Origin of the sequence: Dactylosporangium sp. NPDC000555 (genome assembly GCF_040300025.1) — a bacterium.
Taxonomy (GTDB): domain Bacteria; phylum Actinomycetota; class Actinomycetes; order Mycobacteriales; family Micromonosporaceae; genus Dactylosporangium.
This window is the reverse complement of sequence record NZ_JBEPDB010000002.1, coordinates 56556-80373: the sequence shown is the minus strand read 5'-3', so window position 1 is coordinate 80373 and position 23818 is coordinate 56556. Positions and strand designations below refer to the sequence as shown.

Annotated in this window: 21 protein-coding genes; 4 read left to right on the top strand and 17 right to left on the bottom strand. The window is 73.2% G+C overall.

Features of this window, described 5'->3' with window-relative positions:
- Positions 1–33: 33 nt before the first annotated feature.
- Together wecB and ABT297_RS02425 are read left to right on the top strand one after the other, a co-directional pair.
- Positions 34–1206, top strand: coding sequence for a non-hydrolyzing UDP-N-acetylglucosamine 2-epimerase (gene wecB, locus ABT297_RS02430; RefSeq protein ID WP_350543732.1), 1173 nt, complete (start codon positions 34–36; stop codon positions 1204–1206).
- A gap of 10 nt (positions 1207–1216) precedes the next feature.
- Positions 1217–2818 (top strand): DUF2334 domain-containing protein, encoded by a 1602-nt coding sequence (locus tag ABT297_RS02425; RefSeq protein ID WP_350543730.1) that lies wholly within the window; start codon positions 1217–1219, stop codon positions 2816–2818.
- A 119-nt stretch (positions 2819–2937) separates the two neighbouring features.
- On the opposite strand, the gene ABT297_RS02420 is transcribed toward ABT297_RS02425, so the two are convergent.
- Positions 2938–3879 (bottom strand): putative endonuclease domain-containing protein, encoded by a 942-nt coding sequence (locus ABT297_RS02420; protein WP_350543728.1) that lies wholly within the window; start codon positions 3877–3879, stop codon positions 2938–2940.
- A 141-nt stretch (positions 3880–4020) separates the two neighbouring features.
- Positions 4021–4383: a hypothetical protein gene (locus ABT297_RS02415; protein ID WP_350543726.1), complete on the bottom strand. Its 363-nt coding sequence runs from the start codon at positions 4381–4383 to the stop codon at positions 4021–4023.
- Positions 4384–4472: 89 nt separating this feature from the next.
- On the opposite strand from ABT297_RS02415, the gene ABT297_RS02410 reads away from it, so the two are divergent.
- Both ABT297_RS02410 and ABT297_RS02405 read left to right on the top strand, forming a co-directional pair.
- Entirely contained in the window at positions 4473–5780 is a 1308-nt protein-coding gene (locus ABT297_RS02410) for a hypothetical protein (protein WP_350543724.1), read from the top strand.
- Positions 5777–6532 (top strand): 3-ketoacyl-ACP reductase, encoded by a 756-nt coding sequence (locus ABT297_RS02405; RefSeq protein WP_350543722.1) that lies wholly within the window; start codon positions 5777–5779, stop codon positions 6530–6532. The genes ABT297_RS02410 and ABT297_RS02405 overlap by 4 nt, the downstream gene beginning before the upstream one ends.
- A 72-nt stretch (positions 6533–6604) precedes the next feature.
- On the opposite strand, the gene ABT297_RS02400 is transcribed toward ABT297_RS02405, so the two are convergent.
- The 15 genes from ABT297_RS02400 to ABT297_RS02330 all read right to left on the bottom strand — a co-directional run bounded on the left by ABT297_RS02400 (position 6605) and on the right by ABT297_RS02330 (position 23815).
- Positions 6605–8053 carry an MFS transporter gene (locus ABT297_RS02400; RefSeq protein ID WP_502885473.1) on the bottom strand — a complete coding sequence of 483 codons (1449 nt, stop codon included), beginning with the start codon at positions 8051–8053 and terminating at the stop codon, positions 6605–6607.
- A gap of 193 nt (positions 8054–8246) precedes the next feature.
- Positions 8247–8960 (bottom strand): ABC transporter permease, encoded by a 714-nt coding sequence (locus tag ABT297_RS02395; protein WP_350543718.1) that lies wholly within the window; start codon positions 8958–8960, stop codon positions 8247–8249.
- A complete protein-coding gene (locus ABT297_RS02390) occupies positions 8957–9871 on the bottom strand; it encodes an ABC transporter ATP-binding protein (RefSeq protein ID WP_350543717.1) in 915 nt (304 codons plus the stop codon). Before ABT297_RS02390 ends, ABT297_RS02395 begins: the two co-directional genes overlap by 4 nt.
- Position 9872: 1 nt before the next feature.
- Positions 9873–10739 (bottom strand): ABC transporter permease, encoded by an 867-nt coding sequence (locus ABT297_RS02385; RefSeq protein WP_350543716.1) that lies wholly within the window; start codon positions 10737–10739, stop codon positions 9873–9875.
- Positions 10723–11679, bottom strand: coding sequence for an ABC transporter ATP-binding protein (locus ABT297_RS02380; RefSeq protein ID WP_350543715.1), 957 nt, complete (start codon positions 11677–11679; stop codon positions 10723–10725). Before ABT297_RS02380 ends, ABT297_RS02385 begins: the two co-directional genes overlap by 17 nt.
- 132 nt (positions 11680–11811) lie before the next feature.
- On the bottom strand, positions 11812–13188 hold the full coding sequence (locus ABT297_RS02375) for an alkaline phosphatase family protein (RefSeq protein ID WP_350543713.1): 1377 nt from the start codon (positions 13186–13188) through the stop codon (positions 11812–11814).
- 85 nt (positions 13189–13273) lie between these two features.
- A complete protein-coding gene (eboE, locus tag ABT297_RS02370; protein WP_350543711.1) occupies positions 13274–14428 on the bottom strand; it encodes a metabolite traffic protein EboE in 1155 nt (384 codons plus the stop codon).
- A complete protein-coding gene (locus ABT297_RS02365) occupies positions 14428–15279 on the bottom strand; it encodes a TatD family hydrolase (RefSeq protein WP_350543709.1) in 852 nt (283 codons plus the stop codon). Before ABT297_RS02365 ends, eboE begins: the two co-directional genes overlap by 1 nt.
- A complete protein-coding gene (locus ABT297_RS02360; RefSeq protein ID WP_350543707.1) occupies positions 15279–15899 on the bottom strand; it encodes an EboA domain-containing protein in 621 nt (206 codons plus the stop codon). The genes ABT297_RS02365 and ABT297_RS02360 overlap by 1 nt, the downstream gene beginning before the upstream one ends.
- Positions 15896–16762, bottom strand: a complete 867-nt coding sequence (locus tag ABT297_RS02355; protein WP_350543705.1) for a sugar phosphate isomerase/epimerase family protein — start codon at positions 16760–16762, stop codon at positions 15896–15898. The genes ABT297_RS02360 and ABT297_RS02355 overlap by 4 nt, the downstream gene beginning before the upstream one ends.
- Positions 16763–17069: 307 nt before the next feature.
- Positions 17070–17924, bottom strand: a complete 855-nt coding sequence (locus ABT297_RS02350) for an SCO3242 family prenyltransferase (RefSeq protein ID WP_350543703.1) — start codon at positions 17922–17924, stop codon at positions 17070–17072.
- The gene (locus tag ABT297_RS02345; RefSeq protein WP_350543701.1) at positions 17921–19054 is read right to left on the bottom strand and encodes an inositol-3-phosphate synthase; all 1134 of its coding nucleotides are present in this window, start codon (positions 19052–19054) and stop codon (positions 17921–17923) included. The genes ABT297_RS02350 and ABT297_RS02345 overlap by 4 nt, the downstream gene beginning before the upstream one ends.
- Positions 19055–19225: 171 nt before the next feature.
- Positions 19226–19978 (bottom strand): membrane protein insertase YidC, encoded by a 753-nt coding sequence (gene yidC, locus ABT297_RS02340; protein ID WP_350543699.1) that lies wholly within the window; start codon positions 19976–19978, stop codon positions 19226–19228.
- Positions 19979–20662: 684 nt separating this feature from the next.
- Positions 20663–20917: a DUF6412 domain-containing protein gene (locus tag ABT297_RS02335; protein WP_350543697.1), complete on the bottom strand. Its 255-nt coding sequence runs from the start codon at positions 20915–20917 to the stop codon at positions 20663–20665.
- A gap of 129 nt (positions 20918–21046) precedes the next feature.
- The gene (locus tag ABT297_RS02330) at positions 21047–23815 is read right to left on the bottom strand and encodes an ATP-binding protein (RefSeq protein ID WP_350543695.1); all 2769 of its coding nucleotides are present in this window, start codon (positions 23813–23815) and stop codon (positions 21047–21049) included.
- Positions 23816–23818: the final 3 nt, after the last annotated feature.

Here is a 23818-nt window from a genome sequence, read left to right as displayed (position 1 = left end):
ATGCGGCACTTACTCCTCCCAAGGTGACGCAACATGCTTCCTGAAGTCTTCCTGATCGCCGGCACCCGCCCGGAGGCCATCAAGCTCGCCCCCGTCGCCGCCGCGATGCGCGCGGCCGGGCGGCTCACCCCGGTCCTGGTCGCCAGCGGCCAGCACCCGGCGATGGTCACCCAGGCGCTCGACGCGTTCGGCGCCGAGGCGGACGTGACGCTGCCGCTGCGGCGCGTCACCGGCAGCCAGCCCGAGCTGCTCACCGAGATGATCAAGCAGCTCGACGCGCTGCTCGAGATCCGCACGCCCGCCGCCGTGGTCGTGCAGGGCGACACCACCACCACCCTCGCCGGCGCGATGGCCGCGTTCTGGCGGCGCATCCCGGTCGTGCACCTCGAGGCCGGCCTGCGCTCCGGCGACCTCGACTCCCCGTTCCCGGAGGAAGCCAACCGCAAGCTGGTCGGCCAGCTCGCGGCGCTGCACCTGGCGCCGACCGCGCTCGCCGCGACCAACCTGCTCGACGAGAGCGTGGCACCGGCCAGCGTGCTCATCACCGGCAACACCGTCGTCGACGCGGCGCTGGAGATCGCCGCGAAGGAGCTGCCGTTCGACGACCCGCGCGTGGCCGCCGCGGTCGACGCCGCCGAGCACGGCGAGGCGCGCCTGGTGCTGGTCACCGCGCACCGCCGGGAGTCGTGGGGCGAGCCCCTGGAGCGCATCCTGCGGGCCGTGCGCCGCCTGGTCGAGGCATACCCCGACATCCGCGTCGTGCTCCCGGCGCACGCCAACCCCGCGGTGCGCGCGCAGGTCGAGCACGGGCTGGCCGGCGTGGCGCGGGTGACGATCACCGACCCGCTGCCGTACCCGGCCCTGGCCCGCCTGCTCTCGCACGCCTACCTGACGCTGACCGACTCCGGCGGCATCCAGGAGGAGGCGCCCACCTTCGGCGTCCCCGCGCTCGTGCTGCGCGAGGTCACCGAGCGCGTCGAGTCGCTGCGGGCCGGCTGCGCCAAGCTGGTCGGCACCGACGAGGACCTGATCGTGTCCAAGGCGGCCCGGCTGCTCGACGACCCGATGCTGCGGCGGTCGATGACCGCCGGCGGCAACCCGTACGGCGACGGCCTCGCGTCGCGGCGCACCGAGCAGGCGGTCGCCGCGCTGCTCGGCCTCGCGCCGGTCCCCTCACCCATGCCCACGTCCGCCTCGCTCGTCTGATTGGTGTTCCATGCGTAAGCTGTCAGCTCTGCTCGCCCTTGCGGTGGCCGCGGTGCTCGGCGTCGCCGTGCCGGCCGCGCCCGCCCTGGCCGCGACCGCGGCGAAGCCGGCCTCCGGCGCCGGCGCGCCCGGGTCCAGCGCCACCACCAAGACCCTGGTCCTGTACGACAACACCGGCCCGTACGCCTGGCTCGGCGAGGACTACGGGATGATGGCCGCGAACCTCGTCTCGCACTTCGGCGCCTGGACCGCGCACCCGGTCGGCACCTACGCCGCCGGCGAGCTGTCCAAGTACAGCGCCGTCGTCTACGTCGGCTCCACCTACGACGAGCCGATCCCGACCGCGCTCCTCGACGACGTGCTCGCCACGACCAAACCGGTGCTCTGGCTGTACAACAACATCTGGCAGCTGACCGCGCGCTCGACCGGCTTCGCCACGAAGTACGGGTACACGTGGAAGGGCTTCGACGTCTCCAGCGTCGCCAAGGTCGACTACAAGGGCACCGCGCTGACCCGCGACACGCGAAACGCCGCCGGCATCATGGACTACGCCGTCTACGACGCCGCCAAGGCGGTCAGCGTCGCCGACGCGGTGCGCGCCGACGGCACCAGGTTCCCGTGGGGCATCAGGTCGGGCAACCTCACCTACATCGGCGAGATCCCGTTCTCCTACATCACCGCCAACGACCGGTACCTCGCCTTCGCCGACCTGCTCTACGACGCGCTGGCCCCGAAGGCCGCGGCGCGGCACCGGGCGCTGGTGCGCATCGAGGACGTCGGCCCGGACGCCGACCCGGCCGAGCTGCGCGCCGTCGCCGACTACCTCTCCGGCAAGCGAATCCCGTTCACCGTCGCCGTCTACAGCCGCTACCGTGACCCGAAGGGCGTGAAGAACAATGGCAAGGCCGAGGACTACACGCTGCGCCAGCGGCCACTGGTGGTCAGCGCCCTGAAGTACATGCAGAGCAAGGGCGGCACGCTGCTCATGCACGGATACACGCACCAGCTCGACGCGCTCGACAACCCCTACGACGGCGTGAGCGCGAACGACTTCGAGTTCTTCCGGGCCCACGTGGACGCCAGCGACGCGGTCATCTACGACGGCCCGGTCAAGAACGACTCGGCGCTCAATGTGACCGCGCGGATCACCGCGGCCCGTGCCGACTGGAAGGCGGCCGGCCTGTCGCAGCCGACCATCTTCGAGCCGCCGCACTACGCCGCGAGCGCGCTGGCCTACCGGACCATCAACACGCTCTACGGCGTTCGGTACGACCGGGGCCTGTACTTCCCGGGCGTGCTGTCGGGCACGGCGGTGGACAACAACGTCGCGCACATGGTCGGCCAGTTCTTCCCGTACACGGTCCGCGACGTCTACGGCTCGACGGTCATCCCGGAGAACATCGGCAACATCGAGCCCGAGCCGTTCAACCAGCACCCGGCGGTGCTGCCGGCCGACCTGATCGCGCACGCGAAGGCCAACCTGGCGGTCCGTGACGGCGTGGCGAGCTTCTTCTACCACCCGTACCTGGGCACGGCGTACCTGAAGCAGACGGTCGAGGGCATCCAGGGCCTGGGCTACACGTTCGTCTCCGCGGCGGCGATGACGTCCTGACCCGCCCGACGACCAGCGCCGGATCCCGCACCCGCGGGGTCCGGCCCGCGCCGTCTCACGAGGTCCTGATCCGCGACCCGTAGCCCGACCTCATGCGGCTCAAATAGGCCCGCGCCGTCTCACGAGGTCTTGATCCGTGACCGGTAGCCCGACCTCATGCGGCTCAAATAGGCCCGCTCGACCGCTGCCAGCACACCGCGGGGGTCGTCGCGGACCTGCCGCGGGGTGAAATGGAGGACAACCGCTCCGGCCTCCGACAGCCGGGCGTGGCGACGCAGCGTCCGCTCCCAGTCGTCCGGCGAGAAGTGGTACGCCCGCGAGTCCACCTCGACGCCGAGGTCGGCCTCGGCGATCCAGCCGTCGGGTGTGGGCAGGCGCGTCCCGTCGGGCTCCGTGAGCCGAGGGTTCCACGCCACCGCGGGCAGCACCGTCGAGCCGGCGAGCAGCTCGCGAGCCTGTCCTTCGGCGATCGACCGGACCCCGGCGACGACCTCCTCGACCGCGGCTCGCCGCGCGGGGGTGGCGCCGCGGCGGGCGTCGGCGACCTCGCGGACGAGCTCGTCCGGGGTGCAATGCCCGGCCTGGACCGACTCGGCGACCATCGCCCGGACACGCCGGGCGTCGGCGCAGAAGCGCGCGGCGTCGACGACCGCCCGGGCCGCGGACGAGGGGCGCAGCACACCGTTCGGCCTCGCGTGCCGGTCGGGACGGGCGGTGGGGTGCACACGCGCGAAACCTGCCGGTCGCAGCCGCCGTCCCCGTGGCACCAGAACCCGGACGAACGCGTCGCGCGGCACGTACCGGAAGCCGTGGACCTCCAGCGCCGCGGCTCCGGTGAGCAGCGCGTCGTCGCCGCCGTAGAGCTGGGCGGCGAGCAGTCGCTGCCGCCGGTCCAGCCCGCCCGTGAACATCGCGTAGACCCTGGGTAGCACCCGCTGCCACCGGCCGCTCGTCAGCATCCAGCGCAGCCGTCCGCGGGTGACGCCGGCCCCGGCCAGCTGGCGGTGGGCGATCAGGCCACCCTGCGACAGCCGGATCTGCACCATCCGTTTGCTCTCCACAAACCCGAGCCTTCCGCCGGCGAACCGCCGGGGAAACCCCGCACCGCTGCCTGTGGACAGACGCTCGTTGATCAGGAGTAGGAAATGGCTGCCATGACAGCCATTTCTTACTCATGGCTGCCATTTGTTACTCAGCGGCCGTCAGGACCCGAGCAGCAGGTGGGGCATCCGGCGCTCTATCGCGTCGAGGTCGTACACCCGGCGGATCTCCGTGATGAGGCCGGACTCGTTCACCGTCAGGAACTCGGCCAGGCGGAACGTCTCGCCGGACAGGGCGCAGTCGTAGATCAGCGCGGCGCGGCGGTCGATCACCGTCCGGGAGAAGACCGCGATCGAGTCCAGGGCCGCGGCATACGCCGTGAGCAGCTCGATGAAGTCGCCGTCCGGGTCGAGGTTGGACTCGATCGCCGGGGCGGCCGCGAGCAGCCGGAACAGGTCCGTCGTGCGCCCCGTGGTCCAGGCCGCGACCCAGCGGCCGGCGACGTCCTCCACCGCGATGTCCATCGCGCCATATCCTCGCATGCCGCCCGCACCCCGCCGCGCGCCCGGGGCCGGGGTTCCAGGAAAGGGCTTTCCTCGGTAGCATCCGGGGCATGTTGCGGATCGACGAGGGCCTCACGGCCAAGGCCTTGCGGCCCGCCGTGGAGCGGATGTGGCAGCTTTCCGCCGGCAAGATCCTGGCGCTGGACCCGGACGGGCGCGGCGGGTCGCCGGTGTTCACGGTCGACGGGCGATACACGGCGCGCGGCTGGACCGAGTGGACGCAGGGCTTCCAGGTCGGCTCGGCGCTGCTGCAGTTCGACGCCACGGACGAGCGGCGCTTCCTCGACCTCGGCCGCGCGCAGACCGAGCGGCTGATGGCACCGCACGTCAGCCACGTCGGCGTGCACGACCACGGGTTCAACAACGTCAGCACGTATGGCGCGCTGCTGCGCCTCGCCCGCGAGGGGCGCGTCGACGAGCGGGACCGGGCCGCGGCGGAGCTGGCGCTGAAGGTCAGCGGCGCGGTGCAGGCGGCCCGCTGGCAGCGCGTCGAGGACGGCACCGGCTACATCTACTCGTTCAACGGGCCCCAGTCGCTGTTCGTCGACACGATCCGCTCGTGCCGCTCGCTCGCGATGGCGCACGCGCTCGGCCACGTGCTCATGGGCGAGCACGACGAGCGCATCGACCTGCTCGAGCGGCTGCGGCAGCACGCGCACAACACCGCGCGGTACAACGTCTTCTTCGGCACCGGGCGCGACGCCTACGACGTGCGGGGCCGCACCGCGCACGAGGCGCTGTTCAACGTCAACGACGGGCGGTTCCGGGCGCCGAGCACGCAGCAGGGCTACTCCCCGTTCTCCACCTGGACGCGCGGGCTGTCCTGGGCGATGCTCGGCTTCGCGGAGCTGCTCGAGTTCCACGAGGACGCCACGTTCGCCGAGGCGGCCCGCGCGACCTGCGACTTCTACATCGGGCACGCCGCCGCCGACGGGGTGCCGTACTGGGACACCGGCGCACCGGGCGTCGCGCGGCTGGACCTCGACGCGCCCGCCGACCCGTTCAACGACTTCGAGCCGGTCGACTCCAGCGCGGCGGCGATCGCGGCGCAGGGGCTGCTACGGCTGGGGCGGCACCTCGGCGAGGCGCGGTACACACAGGCCGGGCTGACGGTCGCGCGGACGCTGCTCACCGAGCCGTACCTGTCGGCGGACCCGGGCCACCAGGGGCTGCTGCTGCACTCCGTCTACCACCGGCCGAACGGCTGGGACTGGGTCCACGAGGGGCAGCGGGTGCCCAACGGCGAGTCCAGCATGTGGGGCGACTACCACCTGCGCGAGCTCGGCCTGTATCTCATGCGCCTCGACGATGGGCCGTACTACACCTTCTTCGGCGGCCTTCCCGCGGTGACGGCATGACCGCGGCGCTCGTCACCGGGGCGTCCCGGGGCATCGGCCGGGGCATCGCGCTCGCCCTGGCGAGGGCCGGGCTCGACGTCGTGGTCAACTACGCGAGCAACACCGCCGCCGCGGAGGAGGTCGCCGCGGCGGTCGAAGAAACAGGGGCAAAGGCGGCAATCGTACGCGCTGATGTCGCGCTGTCCGCCGACCGCGCCCGGCTCGTGGCCGAGGCGTACGAGGCGTTCGGGGACATCGGGCTGCTCGTCAACAACGCGGGCGTCGCGCCGGCCGTGCGCGCGGACCTCCTCGAGGCCGGCGAGGAGTCGTTCGACCGGCTCGTCGGCATCAACCTCAAGGGCCCGTACTTCCTGACCCAGCTCGTCGCCAACCGCATGATCGCGGCGGGCACTGCGGGCCGGATCGTGACGATCTCGTCGATGAGCGCCTACACGGCCAGCGTGAACCGCGGCGACTACTGCGTCACCAAGGCCGGCCTGTCGATGCTGACCAAGCTCTACGCCGCCCGCCTGGCCGAGCACGGCATCAACGTCTACGAGGTGCGCCCCGGCATCATCGCCACCGACATGACGGACGGGGTGAAGGAGAAGTACGACCGGCTGATCCACGCCGACGGCATCACTCCGATCCGCCGCTGGGGCACCCCGGACGACGTTGGCCGCGCGGTGGTGGCGATCGCCACAGACCTGCTGCCGTTCTCGACCGGCCAGGTGATCGACGTCGACGGGGGCTTCCACCTGCGCACGCTCTGAGGCTCGCCGGGCCGCTGCGGCGAAGCCGCCGACCGGTTGCCATCGGTGCCGGTGGCCAGCCGGTGGTGGACTTCACGCCGCCGAGCCGCCTCCGGGCGTTCGGCTCGGACTGATCCGGCCCGAGGGCGACCCGGTGATCTCGGCGGCGGCTCGCGCCCGCATCAGGGCGCGCACGTCCTCGATGTCCCGGGGCGCGGTGCGCGACGCCCGCCAGTACATGATGCCGGTCGGCACGAAGAACACCTGGAACGCCGCCAGGCCGACGGCCAGGTTCACCGGCGGCGGGAAGCTTCGCGCCAGCGCCGCGAAGACCGCCCCGACCAGGCCGTTGCCGGCCGCGCGGCCGACGCCGTTGACGAGGTTGCCCAGGGAGTACACCGTGCCGCGGTGCTCCGGCGGGTTGACGTCGGCGATGAGCGCGAACCAGTTCGGCGAGTTCGCCGAGGTCAGCGCGAGGGCGACCAGCGCCAGCAGAAACGCGGGGAGCAGGCTCGGCGTGGTGAACAGCGAGCGGAGCACCAGCGCCGCGGCCGGCCCGGTCGCGGTCTCGGGGGCCGGCAGGTGCAGCGGGGCGAAGAACAGCAGCACGTACAGCGGGACGCCGGCCAGGATGCCGATCGCCGCCACCTTGGCCCGCCCGCCCGGGTCGCGCCGCTGCAACCGGTCGCCGATGAGCCCGCCGACGATCGACAGCACGCCGCCGAGCTGGAACAGCGTCGTCAGCAGCCCGCCGATCTCGATCGCGGTCCGCTCGTCGTATCCCTGGGCCTCCGCCCGGCCCTGGAACAGCCGCGGCAGCCAGACCAGCGAGCCGAACGCCGCCTGGGCCGTCAGCCCCTGCAGGATCAGCCAGACGTTGGTCCGCCGGGCGGCGATGCGCGGCAGGTCGGCGCGGGAGATGCGGTGCTCGTACTCCTCGCCCGCGGCGAACACCGCGGCCAGGTCGGGCTCGCTCTGCCCGCGCCGGATGTCGGCGGTGGTGAAGTACGCGATGGCGGCCGCGACCCCGAGCCCGGCCAGCACGTAGAACGGGGTCCGCCAGTCGGCCCCGCCGAGCTGGCTGGCGACGAGGACGCCGGCCAGCGTCCCCACCCCCTGTGACAGCCCCCACAGGCTCATCACCAGACCGCGCCGCCGGGGCGAGATGAGGTCGCTGACCACGGAGAACCCGACGGACCCGACGGCGCCGAGACCGACGGCGGCCAGCAGCTGCGCGGCGAGGAACCCCCAGTATCCGCTGGCCCACACGGTGGCGCCCGTGCCGGCGGCCCAGATCAGCGTGCCGATCATCAGCACGGGCTTGCGGTCGGTGCGGTCCCCCGCGTATGCCCACGCGACGGCGGCCACCGCGGTCACGAGGTAGCTGATGGCCGTGACGACGCCGAGCGCGCCTTCCCCGACCCCGAGGGAGCGGCTGATCGGCGAGTACAGCGGCGGCACCAGGCCGATGGCCACATTGTCGAGCGAGGCCAGAACGATGAACACGACCACGCTGTAGACCCGACGCACGCTCACACCCAACCATCACGGACCCGCTCTTGGCCACCTGACCTCGCCGCCGGAGCCATTTGTACGGCGTGTATCGAGTTTTTATCAGCCCGGTTCGTAGAGTCTCGGTGTCCTCCGAACTGGGCGCCGGGGCCCGCACCTACGGGGAGGCGCCGCCGGCGATACCTTCGCGGCGGCGCCAGGTGCGGGGCCCCGGCCCAGAGGCTCAGCCGGTCTCGCCGGCGACCGAGAGGGTACGTAGCCGCTGGATCGCGTAGCCGGTCGAGGCGACGATGAACACGCCGGCCATGACGCAGCTCAGCGGGACCGACACGTTGCTGCGCAGCAGTTCGGTCGGGGCCAGCCAGTCGACGATCGCCTGGACGTACTGCTGGATCGACAGCTTCTGCGTGCCGGAGAGGATGTTGCCCAGCGTGCCCTCCCAGAGCACGACGTAGGCGAGTCCGACGAGCACCGGGCGACGGGTCACCACGCTGATGAGCAGAAACAGCGAGCAGTACGCCAGTGCGCCGATCACCGCGCCCACGACCAGGGCGAACGCCAGGGCCTGCGCGCCGGCGATGAGGCCGACGAGGAACAGCGGCACGCCGGCGAAGAGCGCGGTGACGCCGGTGGCGACGCCGAGCTTGGTGAGGATGATCTCCGAGCGCGGCAGGGGCTTGGCCAGGATGTGGGTGATCGTGCCGTCGTCGATCTCGGAGCCCAGCACGCCGGTGCCGACGATGAGGGCGATCACCGGCAGTACCGCCGTGAAGCCCAGGCCCCCGATGATGCCCTCGCCCCACTCGACCGGGGCGACGCCGGACACGCGGGCGACCAGGGCCAGGCCGATGAGCATGAGCGGCAGCGGTACGAGCAGCCAGATCCGGCGCCGGCCGAGCAGGCCGCGGGCCGTGATCATCGCGACTGTGGCGTTCATCGGGCACCCACCAGGTAGGAGAAGACGCTTTCCAGGGACTCGTCGGCCGGCAGCAGGCGGCGCACCCGCACGCCCTCCTTGAGCGCGACGCGCGGCAGGATCCGGGTGAACGTGCCGTAGTCGGACGCGCGGACCTGCAGGCCGGTCGCGTCGATGTCGACGCCGGCGACCGAGTCCTGGGCCATGAGCGCGACCGCGAGGCGCCGGTCGTCGCTGGAGCGGATGGTGAACACGTGCGGGCGGTTGGTCATCAGCCGCCGGATGGTGCGGAACTCGCCGGAGGCGGCGAGCCGGCCGGCGACCATGACCTGGACGGTGCCGGAGACCTGCTCGACCTCCTCCAGGATGTGCGAGGAGAACAGCACGGTCCGCCCGTCGTCGCCCATCTTGTGCAGCAGGTCCATCATGTGGAAGCGCTGCCGCGGGTCCATGCCGTTGAAGGGCTCGTCGAGCAGCAGCACGCTCGGTTCGTGGACCAGGGCGGCGGCGACCCGGATGCGTTGGCGCATGCCCTTGCTGTACGTCTCGATCCGCCGGTCCTGGGCCGGCTCCATCTCGACGAGGGCAAGCGCCCGGCGGGCGGCGTCCTCGGGGTTGGCCAGGCGGAACAGCTTGGCGCTGGCCACCACGAACTCCTTGCCGGTGAGGAACCCGTGCACGGACTCGCGCTCACTGACCAGACCGAGGGTGCGGTACACGTCGGGGTTGCGCCACGTCGGCGCGCCGTCGACGGTGAGTGTGCCCCGCGACGGGGCGAGGAACCCGGACATCATGTGCAGCAGGGTGGTCTTGCCGGCCCCGTTCGGGCCCAGCAGGCCGGTGACGCCCGGCCCGAGGGTCATGGTGACGTCGTTGACGGCCACCACGTTGCCGTACCACCGCGAAACGTGCTGCAGGTCGACGGTGCTCATCTCAGGCTGCCACCTTCCGGTAACGCTGCAGCAGGAGCCCGACGGAGCCGCCGAGCAGGATCAGCGCGCCGAGGCCGTACACCGGTCCGAAGTCGCCGATCGGCAGCCGGTTGTTCGCCTCCACGCCGAACATCCACTGTTCCAGCCCGAGCAGGAGGGTCATCGGGTTGGTCAGGAACGCCAGGCCCTTGACGGTCTCGTTGCCAAGCACGCTGAGGATGCCGACGATCGGCGAGGTCAGGAGGAAGACGCCGACGATGAACGCCGCGGCGAACGCGCGCCGGCCGGTCAGCGAGGCGATCAGCAGCGAGAGCGAGGCGAGGACCAGAGCGCGCACGAGCGCGGCGCCGAGCCCCGGGCCGAAGTCGCCGAGCTCGTCCCACGCGCCGTGGAAGCCGTCGGTGCGGGTGAACACGGCACCGATGTACATGAGCAGCTGGGGCACGCCGAGCAGCAGGAACACGGCGGTGACCAGCGCGGCGTACTTCGACAGCGCGTAATCGGTGCGGGCCAGCGGCCGGGAGAAGTACAGCGGCAGCGTGCGATCGCGCAGGTCGCGGGAGACCAGCTCGGGCGCGACGATCGCCAGGAACAGCATCACCGGGTAGCTCAGCCCGGCGGCGTACTGCCGGTAGCTCATCAGCGGCGTGCCGCTGATCGACCGGACCGCGATGGCGACCACGGCGACGAGCAGCACGATGCCGATGATCAGCCAGGGGAAGATCTTCGCCTTGGCGCCCCGGCCGATGCCGAACGCGCTGCGCACGCTGTGCTCGTAGAGGGATCGGTTGGCATACCACCGGCCCAGGCGCGGTCCCGTGTACCGCTGGTAGCCGATGTCGTGGATGACACTAGTCTGCGGCGCCACGGCCGGCCTCCTGAGCGACGCTGAGCGCGGGTGCGGTTACGGTCGGTGGCTGGAAGAGCTCGGCGACCCGGTGCCGGCGCTGGTCGAGCCGGTGCAGCGGCAGGTCGAGCTCGGCGACCGCGATGAGGATCCGGTCGTACACGTCCTCGCCGTCCAGCGGCACGCTGAGCGCGGCGCCGTCGCGGGTGGCCGGGATGCCCAGCTCCGCCAGGCGCGCGGTGAGCTGCTCGACGCCCTCGCTGACCTCGACGGTGAGCACGTCGCGGCTGGTGGTCATGTCCTCGACCGTCGCGGAGCGCAACAGCCGCCCGCCGTCGATGGCGATGATGGAGTCGCAGATGCGCTCGACCTCGCCGAGGAGGTGGGAGCACACGACGACCGAGATGCCGAACTCGGTGCCGATGCGGTGCACCAGCTCCAGCATCGCGTCGCGGCCGGCCGGGTCGAGGCCGTTGGTCGGCTCGTCGAGCAGCAGCAGGTCGGGGTCGTGCGCGAGCGCCTGGGCCAGCTTGACCCGCTGCTTCATGCCGGTCGAGTAGCCGCCGATCTGGCGGTACCGCTCCTCGTAGAGCCCGACGTGGCGCAGCGCCTCGGAGGCGCGCTCGCGGGCGGCGGTGGCGGGCAGGCCGCTCATGCGGGCCAGGTGCGTCACGAACTCCGCGGCGGACACCTCGCTCGGCAGGCAGTCGTGCTCCGGCATGTACCCGACGCGGGCACGCACCTCCTCCGCGTGTTCCGTCGGGTCGAGCCCGAGGACCCGCAGGTCGCCGGAGGTCGGTGGCAGCAGGCCGAGCATGATCTTGATAAAGGTGGACTTTCCGGCGCCGTTGGCCCCGACGAGCCCGATGATCCCCGGCTGTACGGCCAGGGTCAGATCCGACAGGGCGGTGACGCCACCCCCGTAGCGCTTCGTCAGCGCCCGCGTCTCGATGAGTGTCACGATGCCGAGACTACGGAACGTGCTCGGCCCGGACCATCCGGAACGCACCTGAGGGCGGCACCTTAGGGGTTCTACCTGTGATTCTTCTCAGGTTCTGGCTCCATCCGGGCCGGCGGGGTGTACCCCCGGGCGTCACCCCGCCAGCCCGGCCAGCCCCAGCAGCAGCGACCTGACCTCGGTGGCCCGGACCCGCTCGGGCGCGACGGCGGGGTCGTCGCACAGCCACACCGGCCCGTCCTCGTCCGCCGCCGGCAAGATCCCGTGCGACCCGCGAACGGCCCGGGCACCGGCGTCGAGGCCGACGACGCTCATGAGGTACCGCATGCCGGTCTTCTTGCGCAGCAGGGCGAGGCCGGCCCGGCCCTTGGCCGCCCCCGGCCCGGCCGGGTCGAAGAACAGCTCGGCGGGGTCATAGCCGGGCTTGCGGTGGATCTCCACGAGGTTGGCGAAGTCGGGACGCCGGGCGTCGTCGAGCCAGTAGTAGTACGTGAACCAGGCGTCCGGCTCGGCCAGCAGGACGAGCTCGCCGGAGCGCTCGTGGTCCAGGCCGTGCCGGGCCTTGCCGGCCTCGTCCAGCACCTCGCCGACGCCGGGCAGGGCGGCACACAGCTTGCGCACCACGGCAACGTCCTGCGCGTCGCGCACGTAGACGTGCGCGATCTGGTGGTCGGCGACGGCGAACGCGCGCGACGTCCAAGGGTCGAGATACTCCATCCCGTCCTGGGTGTGGACGTTGAGCAGCCCCTCCGCGCGCAGCAGCCGGTTGACGTCGACGGGCCGGCTCGCCTCGGTGATGCCGTACTCCGACAGCGCCACCGTGGTCGCCCCGCGCGCCCGCGCCGCGTCGAGCAGCGGGCCCAGCACCGCGTCGAGCTCGGCCGCGGCCGCCGCCGCGCGCGGGTCCGACGGGCCGTAGCGCTGCAGGTCGTAGTCCAGGTGCGGCAGGTACACCAGGGTCAGGTCGGGGTTCTTGTCGGCCATGATCTGCTGCGCGGCCCGCGCGATCCACGCCGAGGACGCGATGCCGGCGTTCGGCCCCCAGTACGTGAACAGCGGAAACGGGCCGAGCCGGGCGGTGAGCTCGTCGTGCAGCGCCGGCGGGTAGGTGTAGCAGTCGGGCTCCTTGCGCCCGTCGGCGTAGTAGATCGGCCGTGGGGTGACGGTCCAGTCGACGTCGGCGCCCATCGCGTACCACCAGCAGACGTTCGCCACCGTGTAGCCGGGCTCGGCGCGGCGGGCGGCGTGCCACAGCTTGTCGCCGCCGACGAGCGCGTTGTGCTGCCGCCACAGCAGCACCTCGCCGAGGTCGCGGAAGTACCAGCCGTTGCCGACGATGCCGTGCCCGGCCGGCGTCTCGCCGGTCAGGAACGTCGACTGCACCGAGCAGGTGACGGCGGGCAGCACCGGCTCGAGCGGCACGGCGGCGCCCAGCCGCGACAGGTTGGGCATGTGCGGCAGCAGTCGCGGGGTCAGCCCGACGACGTCCAGTACCACCAGGGGCTTGCTCATGCCGAAACCTCCGCTTCGCTCCGGCAGCGGCATGAGCCGCACCTGCATTCCTGATGAGCGGCCACTACGCTTCGCTCCGTACCGCTCACTTGGGCTCCAGGGTCTTGAGGCCGAGGTCCTGCAGGGTGTCCCGGGCGTAGGCGAGCTCGGCGGCCATGCCGTCGGCGAGGGCCTGCGGGCCGGCCGGGCGCTGCGCCGGGGGCAGGACGTTCCAGGTGTACGTCTCGACCTCGAGGTGGTCGCAGGCGGCGATCGGCCCGCCGACGAGCGCGCCGAGGCCGGCCCGCAGCACGCCAGTGGTCGAGCGCAGCGGCGGCTCGGGCTCGGCGTGCAGCGGCACGTGGTAGTGGACCCGCCACGGCCCGTCGACTCGCGCCTCGAGCGCCTCGTCGAGGTCGTCGAACTGGTGCCGGCAGCCGGCGGTGCGGGTCTGGTGCAGGAACCTCGGCTCGGCGTAGCGCGCCACGACCTCGCGGGCGCCGCCCGGATCGGCGACCTCCAGCGCGGCCGACACCTGGATCTTCACCACCGGCAGCCCGGCGCGGGCGAGGCGCTGCACCGCGGCGACCGGGTCCTCCCACGCGCACGCCAGGTGCGCCAGGTCGACGCAGACGCCCACCCACTGCCGGTCCACCCGGGACAGGTGCACGGTGGCCTGCAGCGTGTTCTCGATGACGCAGCCGGGCTCGGGCTCGAAGGCGACGCGGACGGTACGGCCGGTGAGCACCTCCAGCGCCGCGAGCCCCTGGGCCAGCGCGTCCAGCGCGCGCCGGACCCGGGCGACCCGCCGGCCGTCCCACGGGTCGCGCCAGCCCAGCGGCAGGGTCGAGATCGAGCCGCGCACCGCGTCGTCGGGCAGCAGGTCGACCAGGATCCGCGCCAGGTCGAGGGTGTAGCGCAGCCGGGCCGGGTCGGTCCAGTCCGGCAGGTACACGGCGCGCTTGACGACTGGGGCGTGGAACTCGCGGTAGGGGAAGCCGTTGAGCGTCACCACCTCCAGGCCGCGGGCGTCGAGCTCGCGGCGCAGCCGGCGGCGCAGGGCCGGCTCGGCGGCGAGCTCGGCGGCCACGCCGGCGCCGAGCCACAGCCCGAGGCCGAGCACGTCCGTGCCGAGCCGCTCGCGCATCGGCGTCGCGTACGTGTCGAGCTGGGCGAGGATCCCGCGCAGGTCCTCGGCCGGGTGGACGTTGGTGCCGTACGCCAGGTGCACCAGCTGCCCGTCGGGGTGCCGCAGCCGCATCAGGATCCCCCGCGCAGGATCGAGTTGCCCTCGAACGTCATCGGCCCCGCGTCCACCGCGGACGGGTCGAGTCGCTTCGACTGCCCGTAGAACTCCACCGGGTTGCGCCACAGCACCCGGTCCACGTCGTCGTCGGAGAACCCGGCCGCCAGCATCTCCTCGCCGGTACGCCGGGTCAGCAGCGGATCCGAGCGCCCCCAGTCGGCGGCGGAGTTCACCAGCATCCGCTCCAGGCCGTACTCACGCAGGATGTGCACCATCCGCGCGGCGGTCATCTTCGTGTCGGGGTAGATGGAGAAGCCCATCCAGCAGCCGCTGCCGGCGACCGCGCCGACGGTGACCTCGTTGAGGTGGTCCACGGCGACCAGGCCCGGGTCGATGCCGGACTCGCGCACGACGGCCAGGGTGCGCTCGGTGCCGCGGGCCTTGTCCCGGTGCGGGGTGTGCACCAGCGCGGGCAGCTCGTGCTCGACGGCGAGGGCGAGCTGCGCGGCGAACGCCTCGTCCTCCTCCGGGGTCATCGAGTCGTACCCGATCTCGCCGACCGCGACGACGCCGTCCTTCTCCAGGTACCGCGGCAGCACGCCCAGCACCTCGCGGCAGCGCGGGTCGTTGGCCTCCTTCGGGTTGAGCGCGATCGTGGCGTGGTGCCGGATGCCGAACTGGGCGGCCCGGAACGGCTCCCAGCCGACGAGCGAGTCGAAGTAGTCGGTGAACGAGCCGACGTTCGTGCGCGGCTGGCCCAGCCAGAACGCGGGCTCGACCAGCGCGCGCACCCCGGCGGCGGCCATCCGCTCGTAGTCGTCGGTGGTCCGGGACGTCATGTGGATGTGGGGGTCGAAGATGCGCATCACGAGACCCTCTCCTGAAGTCGGTGCAGCAGCTCGGTCGCGTCGGCGGCCATGCTCCGCCCGGCCGCCCGGCGCTCCCGCGCCAGGCCGCCGAGCATGGTGGCGAGCTCGGCGTCCGCGCGCTCGTCGAGGTCGGCGACGCCTGCCAGCGGCAGCTGCATGAACACGGCCTTGAGCACGCCCTGGCGCCAGGCGGCGGCGTCCAGGTGCCGCGCGGCAGGGCCGAGCGCGGCGGTGACGAGCCGGGTGTCGTTGGTGCGCAGCGCGTCCAGCAGCAGCGGTTCCACGACGGACGGGGGCAGGTCCAGCAGCGGCAGGGCGCGCAGCACGGCACGCTTCTCGGCGGCGTCGCCGTAGCGGTACAGCTGCTCGACCTCGGCAGCGGCCGACTCGCGCGGCAGCCCGGCCAGCAGCAGTACCCGGGCGGCGTCGTCGACGCTCCAGCCCGGCGGGATCCGGCCGTGATCGCTCAGCATCCCGCGGCCGCACCGGCGCCCGGCCGCGGGAAACAGCCGCGCGATCGCCGCCGGCTGCCGCGCCACGGTCTCCAGCGCGGTGTCGAGCCAGGCGGTGTCGGCGAGCTCGGCGACCAGCTCCGCGTGCAGGTCCTCGGTCCTCATGGCACCTCCTGGAAGCGATCCAGCGACCGCTGCTCGGCGGCGCGCAGGAACGCCAGCGAGTCACGGGCCACGCTCGGCGCGGCGTGGCTGTGGCGAGGCAGCTCGACGGCGACGAGCCCGCCGTAGTCGATGTCGGCCAGCGCGCGCAATACGGACGGGAAGTCGACCTCGCCCGCGCCGAACTCCAGGTGCTCGTGCACGCCCCGGCGCATGTCGTCGATCTGCACGTTGACCAGCGATCCGGCCGCCCGGCGCACGCACTCGTCGGCCGGCACCGGCTCCAGGCACCGGCAGTGGCCGATGTCGAGGGTCAGCCCGAAGCGCACGGGCGCGCCCAGGTCGGCCCGCAGCCGCTCCCAGTCGGCGATCGACTCGACCAGCATGCCCGGCTCCGGCTCGAACCCGAGCATCATCTCCGCGCCCTCGGCCGCGGCGAGCACCTCGGCGCAGCCACCCACCAGCCGCCGCCAGGCATCGTCCGGATCGAGCCCGGGCGGGCGTACCCCGGACCAGAAGCTGACCGCCTCCGCGCCGAGGTCGGAGCCGATGCGCACGGCGCGGCGCAGGAACTCCAGCCGCGGGCCCGGCTCGTCGTCCTGCAGCGTCGGGGCGTGCTTGTGCCACTTGTCCAGCAGGTACCGCGCGCCGGTCTCGATCACCACGCCCAGGCCGAGCCGGTCCAGCCGGTTGGCCACGGCGCGCACATGCCGGGACAGGTGCGCGTCGAACGGGTCCAGGTGGTGGTGGTCGAGGGTGAGCGCGACGCCCTCATACCCGAGCTCGGCGATGACGTCGAGCGCGTCGTCGAGCCGGTGGTTGCTGAAGCCGTTGGTCCCGTATCCGAACCGCAGTCCACCACTCACGCCGTCACCACCACCCCTCCGCTCCGCTCCGAACCGCTCACGCTGTCAACCTCCGCTCCGCTCCGGCCGCAGCATGAGCTGAACCAGCGCCCACGGTGAGCGGCCCCTCCGCTCCGCTCCGGACCGCTCACGCTGTCAACCTCCGCTCCGCTCCGGCCGCAGCATGAGCCAAACCAGCGCCTACGGTGAGCGGCCCCTCCGCTCCGCTCCGGACCGCTCACGCTGTCAACCTCCGCTCCGCTCCGGCCGCAGCATGAGCCAAACCAGCGCCTACCGTGAGCGGCCTCTACGCTCCGCTCCGAACCGCTCACGTCGGCGACACCCTTCGGGAGAGCAGGCGGGCCAGCGGGGCCGCGGCGGCGACGGCGAGCCCGGCCAGCGGGCGTCCCGCCCTGGCGGTCAGCGCGCCCTGCAGCGCGGGCAGGTTGAGGATCCCGGCACCCACCGACGCCCGCACCCGGGCCGCGTCTGGATTACGGAGGGCGGCGACCTGCGGCGCCCCGTAGCGGACCGCGTACACCGCGGCCAGCGCCGCCGGCACCGGCGCCCGCGCGCCGACCGCCGCCGAGGCCGCGACCGCCGCGGTCCCGGCGAGCGTGGCGGCCGGCAGTGCGGGCGTGGCCCCCTCGACCTCCGACCGGGACAGGGCGGTCACCGTGTACGTGTGGGCGAACACCGTCGCCGCGGGCCACGCGGCCCGGCGCAGCCGCCCGCCGGCCGCGCCCAGCAGCACGTCGAGGGCCCGGCAGGTGGCCATCGCGGCCGGCCCCGCGGGCGTGGCCTTGAGCCCCAGGTCATACGCCCACACGGCCCCGGCCAGCGGCACCGCTACGGCGAGCGCGCGCCGCCCGCCGGCGAGTCCCGCGGCGGCGACCCCGGCCGCGGTGAGGCCCACGGCCACGCCGAGCGCGGTCTCCGGCCGGATCCGCCCGGACGGGATCGGCCGTTCGGGCCGCTCGACGGCGTCGACCTCGCGGTCGGCCCAGTCGTTGGCGGCCATACCGGCCCAGTACAGCAGCACACCGGCCCCGGCGAGCCCGGCCGTGCGCGGCCCGAGCCGCCCCGCCGACGCGGCCCCCGCGATGACGTCGCCGGGCACCGACAGCGCCGCGGGCGCCCGGACCAGCTCCACGAGGTCCCGCCAGCTCGGATGCGACCTCATCGCAGGCTCGCCGTGAAGGCTACGAGAGCCTCGAACTGGGCGGCCAGGCCGTGCTCGACGTCGCCGAGCGGGTCCTTGAAGAAGAAGGCCAGCTCGGGCAGCGGCCCCACCCGGCCGCTGCGGTGCGCGGCGGCCGTGAGGCGGGCGAGGTCGAGCACCAGCGGGGCCGCGAGCGCGGAGTCGCAGCCGTGCCAGGTGAACTCCATGCGCATCGGCGTGCCCAGGAACCCGGCGAACGTGATCAGGTCCCAGGCGGTCTTGAAGTCGCCGATGTCCGGCACGTACTCGATGCGGGTGTGCCCGTCCGGGACGTACCCGAGGGTCTCGCCGAGCACGCGCTGCTTGCTCGCCGACTTGGCCGCGTTGGCGGCCGGTTCGGAGAGCGTCGCGCCGTCGCCGCCGCCGAGCAGGTTGATGCCCGACCAGGACCGCACGCTGAGCCGGCGCATCGCGAACATCGGGGCGAGCGCCGACTTGAGCAGGGTCTCGCCGGTCTTGCCGTCGTGGCCCGCATACGGCAGGCGCTGCCGCTGCGCCAGTTCGTGCAACGCCGGCAGGCGGGCGCCGGTCGACGGGGTGAAGTCGACGTATGCGCAGCCCGCGGTCAGCGCGGCATACGCGACGAGGGAACTCGGTGGGAGTACGACATCCGGGGTCTGCAATGCCTCGCGCAGCGCCTCCAGCGAGGCGTGCGCCGGGTGCGGCACCGGGGCCGCCTCGGTGGACGCCACGTTGACGACGACCACGCGCTCCAGCCCGTGCCGCTCACGGAACGCGGCCAGGTCGGCCGCGATCGCCTCGGCGACGCCGCCCTGGGTCCCGGCGTGCGGCAGCGGCCGGATCTCCTCGTCGGCCGCGGACAGCTCACCGTGGAGCGCGGCGACCAGCCGCGCCGGCAGGACACCGGCGGCGGCCAGCGCCTCGGCCCGCTTGAGCAGCCCGGTCGTGGCGATGTCATGGCCACCGAACACGAGGTCGGCGAACCCGGGTAAAGCCCCGCCGCGCAGGGCGGGATGCTCGGTGACACATCCGATGGGCTCGGTCAGCCCGGCCCGCAGCGCCGCGGCGCCGACAATGCTGGTGACGGCAACGGATCCGCGCGCGCCAACCAGCCACACACCCGTACGCACGGGCTCCTCCTAGTGGTGAGGAATCGTGTGACGATAGGGGGTCATGGTGAGGGCGACATCGCCGATTGTCGCTGGATTACGAGCCTAGATCCCTTCCACCCTCTTCCGCCATAGGCGACCGAACTTTTGCCGAGATCAAAAAAACTTCGGCGTCGTACCCCTAAAGCCTGCTCATGGCCGCCGAGCCCGCCGTCTTTTCGCCCCGCTTTCGCGCCCCGGCTCCGCGGCCCTCCGCCCCCTGCTCCCGGCGCCCTTCCGCCCCGGACCGCCGGCGTCGGGCCCCGGCCCGTCGGCTTTCCGCCCGGCTCCGCCGGTTCGCGGCTCCGGCTCCCCCGGCAGCGGCCGGCGGAACACCCACCGCTCCGCAGCCGTCCAGACACCCGTCGTAACGAGGTAGAGCCCGGCGGCGAGCGGCGCGAACGGCGCGAAGAGGACGGTTCCGAACGACAGCGCCCGAACGAACCTGGGCGACCCCTCGGGCAGCTGCCGCACGTTCCACAGCGCGATCACGCCGAGCGCGGCGACGACGAGCCACCCGGCCAGGAGCGTGGGGTACGCGACGAGCCGGGCGGTGAGGTCGGCGCCGAGCAGCGCGTGCCCGTGCATGGCGGTCCCGGTGAACTCCCGGTACAGCAGCCAGACGAACGGCGCCTGGGCGAGCGAGGGCAGCAAACCGGCAAAAGGTCCGGACCCTTCACCCCGCATCAGCGCGGCGGTCCTCTCGGCGAGGACGACGGGCTCGTGCGAGTGCCGCTCGCGCAGCTCGGCCATCCGCGGGGCGAGCCGGGCCCGAACCCGCTCGGCCCGGTAGGCCCGCAGGCTCAGCGGCAGCAACAGCACCCGCAGCAGCAGGGTGGCGACGACGATGGCCGCCGGCACGGACCCGAGCAGCCCAGCCAGCACGACAAGAACATGATCAACCACGGAACGTGACCCTTCTCGGTCAACGAAGCAAACCGGACGCGCCCGATGGCGCGTTTGATGAGCCCCGGCCGCGACCCGCGCGAATGGATCAGCGCACGGTCGACAAGCCGGCAACGAAGTTCGTCTCAGGCGGACGCGTCTCTCGCGTCCTGCGGCGATGCGGTGCACCGCACGTCACGTCGTGCCCGACACCGCATGCGGCACCACGACACCCGCGCAGCCGGCGCGAAACCCGTACGTGACAGCGCGACACCGCACGCCCGGCGCAAAGCCCGCACGTGACAGCGCGACACCGCACGTGACAGCGCGACACCCGCACGTCAAGGCGCGCAACCCGGACATAAGGGCGCGACACCGCACGCCCAGCGCAAAGCCCGCACGTGACAGCGCGACACCGCACGTGGCGCCGCGGCACCCGCACGTCAAAGCGCAACCCGGACATGAGGGCGCGACACCGCACGCCCAACGCGGAACCCGGACGTGATAGCGCGACACCGCACGCGGCGGCGCGGCACCCGCACGTCAGGGCGCGAAACCCGCATGCGGCAACGCGGCACGTGCACGCCCAGCGCGCAATCCGCTCGTGGCATCGCCGCGTCGCAGGGCACACCGGCTACCGCAAGGCACCCTGCGGCCAGACAGGTGCGCGGCGCGGGCCAGCGCGGCGCGGGCCAGCGCGGCGGGTCAGATTCCCGGTGCGCGGGGACGCGGCCGACCGGCCGCATCCGGGTCGACCGAGCGGATGGAGTGGCCGCGGGCGGCACGGGCGCGCGCTGGCACGGCGCGCAGCTGTGCGGCCGCAGCCGGCGCCCCGGCGACAAGCCTCGCGGCGAGGACGACGGCGAGCGCGACCAGCACCGCCGTCGCGACAGCGACGACGTCGGCCGGCGTGACGGCCGAGGCCCACGCGGCGAACAGGGTGGTCAATGACCACGACATGCGTGCAATGCTACGCGGCCCGGGCAACCCTCGCCCGGTCGTGGCCCGGCCGGCCCTCGCCCGGCCGTGGCCCGGCCGGCCCTCGCCCGGCCGCGAGCCCGGCCGCCCGAGGCCACCGCGGCGCGCGGATCAGGAAGCTGTGGCGCGCGATTTCACCCAGGCGGCGATCTGGGTGCGGGACTCCAGGTCGAGCTTGTTGAGGATGTTCGAGACGTGGACGGCGGCGGTGCGGGGCGAGATGTACAGGCGGCGGGCGAGCTCGGCGTTGGTGAGGCCCTCGGCCAGCAGGGCGGCGACCTCGCGCTCGCGCGGGGTCAGGGCCTCGTCGCCGGCGCCCGTGGCGACCGGGGCGGCCAGGCCCAGGCGGCCGCGCAGGCCGGTCAGCTCCGCCACGCGCCAGCCGGCCCAGCGGGCCAGGTGGGGTTCGGCGGCGCGGACCTGGTCGCGGGCCGCCTCCGGGTCGCCCAGGGCGAGCAGGCAACGGGCGGCGCCGAGATGGCCGGTGCCGCGCTGGGCGGGCAGCAGCATGGTGGGCTCGGCGACCGCGGCGCGGTAGAGGCGCAGCGCGTCGGTGGGGTCGCCGGCGGCCTCGGCGATCTGGGCGTCGGCGAGCCAGCGGTACGCGTCGTCGAACAGCGGGTGGTCGATGGCGGTCGCGATCGGGCGCAGCTCGTCGGCGGACAGGCCCGCGGACAGGCCGGCGGAGATCAGGTCGTGGGCGAAGTCGCGCCCGGTGACGCCGGTGGCGCGGACCGCGTCGAGGATGGTGCCCAGCAGCTCGCGGGCCTGCGCGGCGCGGCCGAGCCGGCAGGCGAGGTGGAACTGCAGGCCGGGGACCGAGGTCTGGGTGAGCATCGGGTAGACGTCGGTGGAGTGCTCGACGAGGCCCCGGATGACGACGTCGGCCTTGTCGAGCTCGCCCGCCTCCAGCAGCAGGCCGGCGACGAGCACGCCGTGGTAGTCGCTGCCGTTGCGGGTGCGCAGCAGGCCCCGGTCGCGGCGCCGGGCGGCCTCCAGCTCGGCGAGGGCGGCGCCGAGGTTGCCCTCCTGGACGGCGAGCCGGGCGCGGCCCTGGAAGTACGCGGCGACGGCCAGCGACTCGAACCCGGCCCGCTCCGCGAACGTGCGCATCCGCTCGAGCGCCGCGGCCCAGTCGGCGGGCCCGCCGGGCAGCAGGTTGTAGAGATTGTTGAGCGACCGGGCGGCCAGCAGCCACTCGCCGGCCTCCTCGGCCTCCCGCGTGGCCTCGTTGAGCAGCTTGACGCCCTCCTCGACGCCCGCCGCGACGCTGACCAGGGCGGAGCCCTTCTCGACCTTGCCTGCGAGCCAGACCGCGGGCAGGCCGAGCTCCTCGCCGAGGGAGATCGCCATGTCGGCCCAGGCGACGGCCCGCTCGCTGTCGTCGTGCAGCATGTAGGCCTGGGCGATCGCCGCGAACGCGTGCGCCTTCGCCGGCCCGTCGTCGAGGTGCGCGATCTCGGCCCGCAACTGCGCGGCGCGCTCCTGCATGCTCGCGCTGCTGCCGACCTCCCAGCCGAGCCGCACCAGCAGGCGCAGGGCGTCGGCGCGCTCCTCGCGGGTGGCGGCGGCGTCGAGCCACCGGCGGCCGAGCTCCTGCGCGTCGTCGAGCAGCCCGGCGAGCCACGCGGCCCGCGCGCCGCAGGACAGCAGCTCGACGTCGTCGGGCAGCTCGTCGAGGCCCGTCTCGGCCAGCTGCAGCGCCTGGTACGGCGAGCCCATCGCCATGTAGACGTGCAACCCCCGGCGGGCGGCCTCGACCATGTCGAGATAGCGCCCGGCGCCCCGGGCGTGGTGCGCGACGAGCGCGTAGTCCTTGCTGCCGGTGGACAGCAGCGTCTCCAGGGCGAGCTCGTGCAGGCGGCGCCGCTGGCGGGCGAGCATCTCGTCGACGAGCGCCTCGCGGGTCAGGGCGTGCCGGAAGCTGAACTCGTCGTCGCCAGTCTCGACCATCAGGCCGCGGCGCACCAGGGCGCGCAGGCCGTCGATGAGCTCGTTCTCGGCGAAGCCGGTGACGGCGGCGAGCAGGTCGAACGGGACTTTGCGACCGAGGACGGCGGCGGCCTCGACGATGCGCTTCTCGTCGTTGTCGAGGTCGTCGAGCTGGCGGCGCAGCGCCTCGGCCACGTTCCACGGCAGCGGCCGGTCGCACAGGGTGTCGAGGTCGCCGTCGCCGTTGGCCTTGAGCAGCTCTTCGAGGAAGAACGGGTTGCCACCGGTGCGGTTGTGCAGCGACAGCGCGGTGCGGTAGGCGGGTGGGCGGCCGGTGGCTGACTTGAGGAACATCGACGTGTCGGCGAGGCTGAGCCGATCGAGCCGCACATTGGTGACCGTGTATCGCCGCTCGAGCCGGGTCAGCAGGTCGGCGAGCGGGTGCCGCCGGGTGACCTCGTCGGGCCGGTAGGTGCCGATGAGCAGCCGGCTGCCAGGAAGGTCGGCGATCCGCTCGAACAGCGCGACGCTCTCCGAGTCGGCCCAGTGCAGATCCTCGAACACCACGATCGACGAGCCGGGCGTGGTCAGCTGCCGCACGATCTCCAGGCCGGCCTGAATCCGGTCGATCATCGAGCGGGACGCGTCGGTGACGATCCGCAGCACCTCCGGGTCGAGGCCCTCGCAGCGGTGGCAGCTGTCGATCGCGTCGAGCAGGACCTCGAAGGGGCGGCTGAGGGTGCCGGGATCGGCCTGCCCGTCGAGCACCGGAACCGTCTCGGGCAGCCCCGCGATCAGTTCCTGGACCAGCCGGCTCTTGCCGATGCCCGGCTCCCCGCCGAGCATGGCGATGGAAGGCTCGGACCCGTCGACGAGGCGGCGTAACCGGCGCAGCTCTTCGTCGCGGCCGACCATCACCTGGCTCATTCCGCTACGGCTGGCCCGCACGCG